General features: G+C 31.3%; 11 protein-coding genes. All 11 read right to left on the bottom strand.

Going from position 1 to position 12209, the window contains the following annotated elements; genetic code table 11:
* Positions 1-88: 88 nt before the first annotated feature.
* Entirely contained in the window at positions 89-1477 is a 1389-nt protein-coding gene (locus K324_RS0113175) for a tetratricopeptide repeat protein (protein WP_026749543.1), read from the bottom strand.
* Positions 1478-1574: 97 nt separating this feature from the next.
* Positions 1575-3476, bottom strand: coding sequence for a methionine--tRNA ligase (gene metG, locus K324_RS0113170; protein ID WP_026749542.1), 1902 nt, complete (start codon positions 3474-3476; stop codon positions 1575-1577).
* 65 nt (positions 3477-3541) lie between these two features.
* On the bottom strand, positions 3542-4210 hold the full coding sequence (locus K324_RS0113165; protein ID WP_036095853.1) for a lysophospholipid acyltransferase family protein: 669 nt from the start codon (positions 4208-4210) through the stop codon (positions 3542-3544).
* A gap of 165 nt (positions 4211-4375) precedes the next feature.
* The gene (locus K324_RS0113160) at positions 4376-4936 is read right to left on the bottom strand and encodes a TetR/AcrR family transcriptional regulator (protein ID WP_026749540.1); all 561 of its coding nucleotides are present in this window, start codon (positions 4934-4936) and stop codon (positions 4376-4378) included.
* A gap of 30 nt (positions 4937-4966) precedes the next feature.
* Positions 4967-5488: a dihydrofolate reductase gene (locus tag K324_RS0113155; protein WP_026749539.1), complete on the bottom strand. Its 522-nt coding sequence runs from the start codon at positions 5486-5488 to the stop codon at positions 4967-4969.
* A 24-nt stretch (positions 5489-5512) separates the two neighbouring features.
* A complete protein-coding gene (gene thyA, locus K324_RS0113150) occupies positions 5513-6382 on the bottom strand; it encodes a thymidylate synthase (protein WP_026749538.1) in 870 nt (289 codons plus the stop codon).
* A 48-nt stretch (positions 6383-6430) separates the two neighbouring features.
* Positions 6431-6892, bottom strand: coding sequence for a tRNA (cytidine(34)-2'-O)-methyltransferase (locus tag K324_RS0113145; RefSeq protein ID WP_026749537.1), 462 nt, complete (start codon positions 6890-6892; stop codon positions 6431-6433).
* Between the two features lie 49 nt (positions 6893-6941).
* Positions 6942-7511: a crossover junction endodeoxyribonuclease RuvC gene (ruvC, locus tag K324_RS0113140; protein ID WP_026749536.1), complete on the bottom strand. Its 570-nt coding sequence runs from the start codon at positions 7509-7511 to the stop codon at positions 6942-6944.
* 73 nt (positions 7512-7584) lie between these two features.
* Positions 7585-9165, bottom strand: coding sequence for a hypothetical protein (locus K324_RS0113135; RefSeq protein WP_026749535.1), 1581 nt, complete (start codon positions 9163-9165; stop codon positions 7585-7587).
* Positions 9166-9197: 32 nt separating this feature from the next.
* Positions 9198-10274, bottom strand: a complete 1077-nt coding sequence (gene truB, locus K324_RS0113130) for a tRNA pseudouridine(55) synthase TruB (RefSeq protein ID WP_026749534.1) — start codon at positions 10272-10274, stop codon at positions 9198-9200.
* A 31-nt stretch (positions 10275-10305) separates the two neighbouring features.
* Complete coding sequence (gene cls / locus K324_RS0113125; RefSeq protein WP_026749533.1) at positions 10306-11916, bottom strand: cardiolipin synthase; 1611 nt, start codon at positions 11914-11916, stop codon at positions 10306-10308.
* Between the last annotated feature and the right edge of the window lie 293 nt (positions 11917-12209).

Raw genomic sequence — 12209 nt, 5'->3', positions numbered from 1 at the left:
TACAAGTATACACTGTTATTATTAGAATTTCCTATAAAAATATTTATTTTTACATCTATTATTTCAACATATAAATCAATTTAATTTTTTAATTACTTATATATGCATCAAAAATTTCTCCAATATCATAACCATTTTCCTTAGCAACTCTAAAATAAAATTTTGCCTTATCTTTATTTTTTTTGTTATAATAATGAACTCCTAAATTATAAAAAGCTGTTGTATTTAATTTTGCGGCTGCTTTTAAATTTAGTAATCTTACCATTTTATCAGTTTCTGGATAGTAAAGGCTCAAATCAACCATTGAATAATCATCTCCACTGTTTGCCAGTCTTTCCAGTATTTTTTTGGCTTCCTTGCTTTGCTTTACTTCTGTTTCTTCCGCTTTTGCAGGATTTTTACCTTTTTCCATGTCTTCCAGAATATAGGCAAGTTTGTATCCTGCTGAAATTGAACCTAATAAATATGCCTTATTATAAATATTTCTAGCTTTTTTTATCTCCTTTTGAGTTTCATATAGACGTCCCAAATAGTTCATTGAATCAATATCATTCTTGTTAGCCGCCTTTTGATAAAATTCTTCCGCTTTTGTAAAATCCTTTAAATTTTCATAGATAAACCCTTTGTATCCTAAAATAAGGACTTCATCCGAATTTGTATCATCCAGTATTTTTAATGCCAAATCATAGTTTTTTTCACCTTTTACAAGACGTGAGGCCAGTTCAAACGCTGCAAGATAATATTTATTCTGTGAAAATATCTGATTGTAAATTTGTACCGCCTCTTCTTCTTTATCATCTTTTTCCAGTAATTTTGCCTTTGCATAAAGTGCAGGTGAGTAATTTTCAGACAAGAAATCTTTTAAAATTTCATATGCTTTTTCAATATTAGAAACTTTTTCCAAAACTAATGTCCCAAGTTCCTTTTTTTCCTCCATTGAAATTGTTCCATCATTTAATTTTTTATTTAATTCTTCTATACGTTTATAAAAATTCATCAAATTTTTATTGTACTCATAGGAGTAAAGAGCATAAATTTCTCCAGCATCCTTACCTTTTTTTAAGTATTCCTGTGCCTTTGTAAATTCCAGCTTATTTTCATAAATGCTTCCAATCATATAGTATGCTTTTATATTCCCCTGCTTTGTCGCACTTTCGAGTAAATCCAGAATTTGACTTTCATCTCCATTAGTCTGTTGCAGTAAAAGTGCCTGATAATATTCGGCAATACCTTTACTTTTTTTCATATATCTATTAAAGAACATTGTCCCATTTTCAGCAAGGTAAGTGTAGGCAAGTCCATAAATATCCTCATTCCCCGCCTTTGCTGATTCATTCATATTTTTCATTATGTATTCATAGTCTTTTTTTTCTAAAATTCCAATAAGACTTTTTTCAAGTGCATCATAACCACTATCTGTTTTTGAGCAAGATACTGAAAGTAATAACACAAATAATATATTTATCCATTTTTTCATATTTTTATCACATTTCCTATTCGTTTAAAAATTGTCCCCCCACTTTTTTATTCTTTTATCTTTTTAGTTTACAAATTCAGATTCATACTCAAACTGTCTATTTTACAGTTGTTCCAATTTTCACTTCATCATTTATGATTACCAATTTTGTTTTTTTCTTTTCTGTTGTTGTCAAAAGCATTCCTTGTGACATTTCCCCTTTTAACTCAACTGGTTTTAAATTTAATACAGCCTGTACTTTTTTTCCGACTAATTCCTGCTCATTCGGATACCATTTTGCAATTCCTGAAATAATCTGTCTTTTCTCTTTTCCCGTATTTACAATGAATTTTAGCAGTTTATCCGCATTTTCAATTTTCCCTACTTTTTCAATTTGAACGACTTTCATTTCAATTTTATTAAAATCATCTATCGTAATTGGATTTTCAATTTTCAAGTCCTCATTGTATTCTTTTTTAGGCTCTTCTTCCAGTTCAATTCTTGGGAACAGCGGAACTGCCTCATTTAATCTATTTCCAACAGGATAGCTTTTCCATTCTTTTATATCATCCAGATGTAATTTTGTAACATCCTTGTCAATTCCTAGCTGATTTATCATCTTTTGTGCTGTATCAGGCATAAATGGCGAAATTAATACTGCAATTTTGTAAAGTGAATCAACTAAATTGTACATAACTGTTGACAATCTATCTTTTTGACTTTCATCCTTTGAAAGTTTCCAAGGCTCACATTCATCAATATATTTATTCATTCTTGAAATAAATTTCCAGATGTCCTTTAATGCCTCAGAAAACTGATAATTATTTATGTGTTTATCTAAATCTGTCAATGTATTTTTCCACAATTCCTTAACTTCAATATCAAAACTTTCCTCAACTTCATTTAACACAACTTCTGAATTAAAATATTTCTTTTGCATTCCAATCGTTCTGTTAAGCAAGTTTCCTAAATCATTTGCCAAGTCAGCATTTATTCTCTGAACCATCGCCCTTTTAGAATAATCGGCATCCTGTCCAAAAGTTGCCTCTCTCATCAGATAATATCTGAAAGCATCAAGTCCATATTTTTCCACTTCTTCCTCAGGATTAACTACATTTCCAAGTGATTTTGACATTTTTTCACCTTCCACAGTCCACCAGCCATGTGCTGCAATCGTATCAGGCAACTTTATTCCAGCCGACATTAACATCGCAGGCCAGATAATAGCATGAAATCTTAAAATATCCTTTCCAACAACGTGATTTACAGTTCCATTTGTCCAGAATTTATTAAATTGTGCTGTATCAGTCGAAAATCCTGCTCCAGTCAAGTAAATATTCAATGCATCAAACCAAACGTAGATTATATGCCCTTTTTCCAGTTCTAATGGTATTCCCCAGTCAAATGTTGTTCTTGAAATTGATAAGTCTTGAAGCCCCTGCTTTATAAAGGCAATTACTTCATTTTTCTTTCCTTCCGGTTTTATAAAATCAGGATTTTTTTCAATATGTTCCAACAGTGCATTTTCATATTTGGATAATTTAAAAAAGTATGAAGTTTCTTTTACGTCAATAACTTCTTTTCCCATGTATTTTCCATCAACAAGCTGATTTTCTGGAACAAAAGTTTCTTCCGAAACGCTGTATTTGCCAACATATTCTCCTCTGTAAATATCTCCTTTATCTTGCACCCTTTTAATTATTTCCCTTACGGTTTTCAAATGTTTTTCCTGCGTCGTTCTCAAAAAATCTGTATTTGAAATATTTAATTTTTCCCATAAAGTTGTGAAATTAAGCGACATTTTATCTACCCACTGTTGCGGTGTAAATCCATTTTTTTCAGCAGCTTCCTGAATTTTCTGTCCGTGTTCATCCACTCCAGTCATAAAGCCGACTTCTTCTCCAGTTAGCCTTCTGTATCTGGATACAACATCACAAATTATCGTTGTGTAGGCTGTTCCCACGTGTGGTGCCGCATTAGGATAATAAATTGGCGTTGTTATGTAAAATGGTTTTGACATATTTTATTCCTCCCTCTGATTTCATAATTTATTTATGTCTGTTTTTATATTTTTAAAATTATTATTTATTCAAAACTTTCTTCATTAAATTCAATATTTTTATTATACTTATTATTATAAATTTCAAATGCCCTGTTTCCAGCTTCGTGTATTTTTTCCTTCACCAGTTTTATTGAGTCTTCCAAAGAAGTTTCTCTTGTCAAGTAAAACGGTTCTGCAACGTAATGCACGCACTTTGCAAAAGGTATCGGTATTTCCAGCTTATCCCACATATTTTTAAAAATCCATTTTTTACTGCAATAGGAACTGATTGGAACAATCGGCATTCCTGTTTTCTGTGCTATAAAGACTGCACCCGCCTTTGGCTCAAAAATAGGCCCTCTTGGCCCATCAATCGCAATTCCGAGCGTGTAATCATTTTTTGCATATTTCATAGCTTCCTTCAAACTTTTTATATTATCCCTGTTTGATGAACCCCGAATTAGTTCATTTCCTTCTCTTTTAAGTAATTCTGCCAATATTTCACCATCTTTTGACGCACTTACGATAGATGCCTTTTTCTTAATGATTCTTGTGGCATTGCACACTGTAAAAATTTTTCTATGCCAAAAAACGACAATATTCGGAGCATTCATTTCTACTCCGTCTGCATAAAAATATTCCTTTCGTGTCATAAAGCTGAGTATTCTATACACAATGTGAAGAATTGCACCTAAAAGTTTATATTTATTCATTTTCTCTCCCATTACTTTTTTATTATAAAAATTATACATCCAAACTTTGTAAGTATTAGGCTTATAAAATCAGATAAATCTAAAGTTAATAACATAATATAATTTTTAAGCTTGATTTTAAAGCAATATTACTATAATATTTTCTTATTTTTTATAAAATTATTCTTAAATTTGCATTTTAAAATGTTTCACTATATCTTCTATCTTGTTTTCTATAATTTCATTTGTTTCATTTTTTCTATAATTATCGTCAAGCCTTGTACAAAGCATAGTTGCATATCCAAATAAGAAATACCATATTTTATTTACAGCATTTTTAGCCTCATCTTCTTCCAAGGCGGGAAAACTTTCCAACAGATTTTCCTTTGTCAAAAGTTCCCTTAACGTTTCTTCATAAAGTTTTTCAAATCTTTCTGTCGTATCTAGAAAAATTGTCTTAAATAATTCTTTTTCTTCCCTTGCAAATATTACAAAACCAATTGCACCGCTTAATATCTTCCTTTTAGAATAATTTCCAAATAAATATTTTTTTAATTTCTCCTTGCACATATTTATGATTTCTTCCTTTAATTCATCGACTGTGCTAAAATTAAAATAAATCGGTGCCGTCGAACATTTCAGATAATTAGCAATTTTCCTGACACTAATATTTTGAAACCCCTCTTTTTTCATCAATTCATATCCCGCCTCAATTACTACTTCCTTCGTAAATCTAAGCCTAGACATTATTTTCTCCTTTTTAGCTTCTTATTTGCCCTATACATTAACTTTTTCATAAATACAGAATTTCCAGCCATCATAATTTTCCTTCGTCAAAGTTATCCACTCATTCAAATCAATTTTTGGAAAATAAGTATCAGCCTCACTATCAGAAAAATCAACATGGCTCATATAAATTCTATTTACAATTCCCATTTCAAGAGATTTTTTATAAATCTCCCCTCCACCAATAATAAAAATTTCTTCTTTCAAATCTTTATACTTTTCGATAACTTTTTGAAAATCATCATAAAACTCCAGCTTCGTAGTTTCATTTTCATATTTTTTTCTATCTTCTTCTATTTTTTTCTCCATTTCCAAAGAATTTCTGGACAAAACAATATTTGTTCGATTTGGTAAAGCTCTACCTATGCTTTCATAAGTATTTCTCCCCATAATAACAGTCTTTCCTGTCGTTATTTTCTTAAAATTTTTCAAATCTTCAGGAATGTGCCACAAAAGCTGATTATTCTTTCCAATTTCATTATTTTTCCCAACAGCAACTATTAAACTAAACATCAAAGCTCCTTAATTTTTTAATTTTTAAACTGCAACTTCAAATTTAATCACAGGATGACTTTCATAGTCCTCCAGCGTAATATCCTCAAATGCAAGTTCATTGAATGGCTTATCTGCAATCTTGATTTTTGCAAGTTTTAATGGCTCTCTTGTCAACTGTTCCTTTAGCCCCTCAATGTGATTTTCATAAATGTGGGCATCAATTATTGTGTGAGCAAATTCTCCAACTTCATATCCGCATTCTTTCGCAATCATCATTGTAAGCAGTGAGTAGCAAGCCAGATTAAATGGTATTCCAAGTGCAATATCCCCGCTTCTTTGAGTCAAATGGCAGTTAAGTTTATTCCCAAGCACATTAAATGCAAAAGTATAATGGCATGGCGGCAATTTACTGATTGTCGCATTTCCTGGATTCCAAGCCAGAACTATCATTCTTCTTCCATTTTTATGATTAGGATTAGTTTTCATCTCCTTCAAAGTGTCAATTATATATTGAATCTGATCAAATACAAGCTGCCCATTTTCTTCTCTTGTAACCCAAGGATTATTCTCATCAGCAAAAACTTCCCCATCAAGCGAAATCTCAGGCACAGGATATCTTCTCCAGAATCTTCCATAAGCCGTTTCCAGCCTTCCTTCCTCATCTGCCCAAGCATCCCATATTTTTGTCTTTTTTCTCAAATTTTTAATATGCTCTTCTCCCGATAGATACCAGAACAGCTCGTGTAACATCGAGTTAAAATACATTTTTTTCGTTGTCAAAAGTGGATAACCTTTGCTCAAATCAACTTTATACGAATAGGCAAAAGTTGAAATTGTATCAACTCCAGTTCTATTTTCCTTTTTTACTCCATTGTCAAGCACATACTTAACCATATCCAGATATTGTTTCATTTTCTCTCCTAAATTCTATTTTTCTCATTTAATTTTATAAAATCTAAACTAATATTCAAAATTATTCTGCCTCAAAGCCTCAAACAGCACAATCGCCACAGCATTGGACAAATTCAGCGAACGTCCAAGTGGTAACATTGGAATTGTGATATTATTTTCCTTGTATTTATTTAATATTTCTTCAGGTATTCCACGTGATTCAGGCCCGAACATTATATAGTCGTTGTCGTTAAATTTCACATCTGTGTATCTTTGTTTTGTTTTTGTTGTTGCAAAATAGATTTTTGCATTATTATTTTCAATGTTTTCCTGCCAGAAGTGTTCCAAATTTTCCCATACGAAAAGTTGTACGTTTTTCCAGTAATCCAGCCCTGCACGTTTAATTTTTTTATCATCCAGTTCAAAACCAAGAGGTTTTATTAAATGTAATTTTGTGTTTGTTAAGACGCAAGTTCTTCCGATATTTCCTGTATTTACGTGAATTTCTGGATTTAATAGAACTATGTTCATTTTATCTACCATTCTTTCTATTTAAGTTTATTTTATCATACAAATTTATTTATTTCATTAATTTTTTGTAATCTTCCAGTTTTATTCGGTTGGAAGTAATTTTATTTAATTTTTTTGTAATGTTATCTCCCCTGTCAAATCCGCCAAAGCCTATTTTGGAATTAATGTGGGTAATTGCTATTGCAAGAGCATCCGCAGCATCATCAGGCTTTGGAATTTCGTCTAGCTTTAAGATTATTTTTACCATTTCCTGAATTTGTTTCTTGTCAGCCCTTCCATAACTTGCAATCCCCATTTTTACTTGCAGCGGAGTGTAGCTGTATAAATTCAGCCTATTTTTCTGCCCTGCTAAAGTTATAACTCCACGAGCCTGTCCCACCTTTATTACCGTTTTTTGATTTTTAAAGAAAAATAAGTCTTCGATAGCCATATCCGTTGGCTTCCAGAGCTTTATAACATTTTCCAGCCCATCATAAATTTTTTCCAGCCTTATTGGCATATCCTCATCCTTATCTGTAAAAATACATCCATAGTCAAGTGACGTATACTTCCCGTTTTCATAGTCCACAATAGCGTATCCTACTATCGCAGTACCAGGATCTATCCCCAAAATTCTCATATTTCTCCTACTATTTTTATGTATTTTTTATTATATCACACCTCAAGTTTGTATGCAAGAGTGCTCATATGTTCTAAAAATATTTTTGTATATAATTTTGAGCATAATCTGCATAACTTTTTAAGTCAATATCTTTATAATCAGTAAATTCTTTTACACTTGTTCCAACTTTTTTTACCTTGTATAAATTGCTGTTTATATCGCCAAAGCCATATTTTTCATAATATTTTTCCTGCTTTTGCATAACAGCTTTATGTAGTCCCGTTTTTGCAAAATATAATCGATATTTTCTAAATTTGTCCAGTACTTCCCTGCTTTCAAATAACATTTGTCCATTTTTATCGCAAGCATAAATATTTTCATAAACTGAGGCATACATAAAAAATATGTCAGGATTTTTTGCAAAAATCTCTTCCACAGCCATTGTTACATCCTTTTTCTCCCAAAAATACAATTTAAGCACTTCTGCTATCCAAATATGATTCCTTGGCATAATCAGCTTATTATAACGATATTCATTTGTTCCCCTTGTTTTATTCTTTATTTTATACAAAATGGAATTTTTGTTTTTCAAAAAATTATCCACATCGGTTATTTCAAAAATATTTTTATATTTATCATCTATTTGAAGTTTTATTTTATTTAAAATTTCATCATTTATATTTGTTATAAAAATATTATTTTCTGACGCTGCAATCACATTTATATTCTCTTTTGCAAAAACCTTTTTTATCCGCTTTACAATACTTATCCTGTATCTATTTACTGTATCTTTTACAAATGAAGATTTTAATAAAAGTTCTTCGGGTATTTTATCTATTATTTTTTTATCTTTTCCAAAAAAAAGTTTATTACCAAGCAGCCATTCATACAGATAGTCTTTCTTTATTGATAATTTATAAACCTTTTCCTGCAAATAATTATTATAGTCATTCATTTTTACCTTAGCTGAATAATTTATTTTCAGTTGACTGGAAATGGAAGTTTCACCGTGTAAAATTAAAGTTATTAATTTATCATTGTTATAATTCAAATATTTTATTTTCTTTTTAAGTTTCATATTGTTACTGTAACTTCCATTCGTAATGATGTTCAAAAGATTTTCCTTTTCATCCCAGTTGCTTTTTTCTGATATTATAAAATTATACATTTTTTCTGTTGCCAGTACATCCTGTAGGCAATAATCAATCACTTTGTCAACAATCTTATCATATATATTTTTTTTAATTACGTAATTAAAATTGGCAAAATCCTGCTCCTCAATATTATCCCCACAATTAAACTCAAATCCTTTTACACCAAGATTCAAATTATATTCGTAAGCCAAATCATATGAGTAAAATTCGTGATTCTCATTTTTATACTCGCCTTTTGGCATATTCCTTATTATTTTTAATTCATTATTTAATTTTTTCCTGTTTGCATTTGTATTTCTATATTTTAACAAATTATTAATTACAATATCATCAAACCCGTGTCCAGCATACGAAATTAGTACATTTTTAGAAACTATGTCGTACAAAAGTTTTTTCTGACGGTTAAAATTGTCTGAATCAATAATCAATATTTTGTCATCATTTAACTTTTTTAACACAATACAAAAGTAATTTGGAAAAACTTCAATATCAAATACGTATTTATTTGACTTCTTCATATATTATTATCACCACTTCTCAATTCTGAAAGTTACAAAAAATATTTATCTCTTTTTAGATAAATTCTATCCCCCCGAATATTTACAATTTTCACAATTCCCCGAAATTCTCTCTCATTCGTATCCTTGTTTCGCACATATATTTTAAATCTCTGATTTTCTTTAATATGCTCTTTTTTATTAATTTCTTTGCTTATATTTTCAAATTTTTTAAATGTATCAATTACCGTCATCCCATTTTTCAGCTTGCTATACTTCTCATTGGAAACATTTATCCCAAAATAATCTAATATATACTCTATTTCCACAAAACAGACTATTTCCCGAATTTTTTCACTTCTTATGGTAGCATCGCTCTTTGTAGCCCAGAAAGACTCATTTTCCTTTTTTGCCTCCACAAGCTCTTTCAATTTTCCAATTTCAGCTTCAGCCTTTTCCAAAGTAATCGCATCTTCAATGTCAAATCTCCCGATTTTAGTCCTCACAAGCCTTGTCATTGTGGCAAAAACTCCCAATTTTTCCCCAACATCGTAAACTAATGAACGGATGTAAGTTCCACTGCTGACTTTTGCGTAAAATGAAATCTTGATATTTTGAGAATTTTCTGAATTTTTATCTGGACGAATTATTTTTATTTCCCTAATTTCCGATATTTCTACATTTCTTTCGGCTCTTTCCACTTCAATCCCTTTTCTTGCCAAGTCATAAAGTTTTTTTCCTTCAACCTTTATTGCCGAATACATTGGCGGAATCTGCTTTATTTTTCCCTTAAAACTGTTTACAGCCTTAATTATTTCAGAATCAGCAATATTAATTTCAGATTCATATTTTTCAATAATTGCCCCTTCCGAATCATAAGTGTCAGTTTTATACCCAAGCTCCATTTCCACATAATATTCCTTGTCCCTTTTCATCAAGCCGTCAGAAAATTTTGTGGCATCATTAATCATAACAATCATAAGCCCTTCAGCCATTGGATCAAGAGTCCCCGCATGTCCCACTTTTTTAGCCTTTATTACTCTTTTCAGGTGATTTATCGCCCCAAACGAACTTATCCCCTTGCTTTTATTCAAAAGTATCAGCCCGTCCTTCGTGAAATTCTTTTCCATTTTACTCCCTTCCTATACCCGCCATATTTTTTTACATTATTGGTGAAATCAGCTTAAATACAGAGTTTCTTAGTCGCTTCATAAAAGTTACCTTTTTTAACCTTGCCTCATCAAATTTCTCACACACTTCCAGATCCTTTATAAATTGTGCTTTCAACTCCTTACTAATCTCTTCATTATAAAATACCGAATTTACTTCATAATTTATTTCAAAACTCCGCATATCAAAGTTGCACGTTCCTATTGTAGATATTTTTTCATCCACTATCACATTCTTGCTATGTAAAAATCCCGCTTTATACCGAAAAATCTTAACTCCAGCTTCAATCAGCTCCGCAAAATAAGTTTCTGCTATCCAGTAGGGCATTTTCTTATCTGGCACTCCTGTAACCATTATCTTTATTTTTACTCCCGAAAGAGCCGCCATCTTTAACTGTGAAATTAAATCAGTGTCAGGAACAAAATAAGGACTTTGAATCAACACTTCCTCTTTTGCCACTGCAATCATTTTGGAATACAGATATTTCAATGTTGTCCATTCGGTGTCAGGCCCGCTCGAAGAAACCTGCATCAGATATTCCAGTTTTTCTTGCTTATCTATCGGCTTTTGTTCTTCCAGTTCGTGGACTGCCTCTCTTTTCATATCCTCAATAAAATCATCTTTCCCACCACTGTTTAACCAGTCTGTTACAAAAATCGCAAGATACTGTCCGATTATTTCCCCTGTAATCCGGATATTCGTATCCCTCCAGCTGTCAAACCTCTTTCCTCCGTCAATGTACTCCTGTCCCACATTCATACCGCCAGTATGCACTATGTCATTATCAATTAACGCTATTTTCCTATGGTTCCGATAATTCATCTTGGAAATAAAAAACTTCACATCCAAAAACCATCTTATCTCAATTCCAGCATTTCTAAGTTCTTTTTTATATTTTCTCGGCAATTTCCAAGTCCCCACTCCATCAAAAAGCAGTTTTATTTTAACTCCTTCCTTAGCCTTTTTCAAAAGTGTATTTTTTATTCTTTCCCCCAGTTCATCAGCTCTCCAAATAAAATATTCCATATAAATTGTACTTTTTGCATTCTCGATATCTGCAAGAATTGAATCAAAAGCCTCTTTTCCACCGTAAAATAGCTTATATGAATCATTATTTGTCAAAAAAGTCCCTTCAGCCTCGTAAAGCATTTTCACAATTTCCCTTTGCTGATCTGGCAGCCCAATATTTGCTATCATTGTATCAATTTGATTGCGTATTTTTTTCTTTGTTTCAGTTTCACTCATTTTATCAGCTTTTTTATCTACATTTTCCAGCCGATTATAATAAAAAAAATCTTTAGATCTAAAAATATCTGACACATCTCGCTGCATAAAATTAAAAATCTTTGAATACAGTTTTCTTTCTTCCCCCTTCATCTTCTTGGAAATTATTTTATTCCTTCTCCAATTAATCCCAAACAGAAGATACAAAATCGCCCCACCAACCGGAAACGTAAAAATCGTGAAAATCCAGGCAAGCATCGCATTCGGCGACTTATCCGACAACAGCACCGCCACCGCTAGAATAATAATTATCAAATAATGTATCCTCTCAAATGGAATTATCCAAGTCGAAATAATTATAGCCAATTCATGCAGCATATTTCCCCCTTCATCTTTTTATTCATTAAATTAATCTATTTTTTACTATTATATCTATAATTTTATCACTTTTAACAAAGATTTTCAATCAGACAGAGTAAAAAATATAGGGGCAGTCATTAAATACCACAACAAATCTTTTTTGACTGCTTTTTTTTAAATATTTTGCTTTGTGATATTTCTTTCAAAACTTCCCTAATCGGACATTCTCCTCCTCTCAAATATGGAATGTTTGTGCTTTTTCCTGTTTCATTAACAATTTCTGGCAAGCATTCCATCTCTATTACCTTTTC

The sequence above is a fragment of the Leptotrichia trevisanii DSM 22070 genome (assembly GCF_000482505.1).
Classification (GTDB): Bacteria; Fusobacteriota; Fusobacteriia; order Fusobacteriales; family Leptotrichiaceae; genus Leptotrichia; species Leptotrichia trevisanii.
The sequence above is the reverse complement of the archived record's forward strand: the minus strand, read 5'-3'. Positions and strand labels throughout refer to the sequence as shown.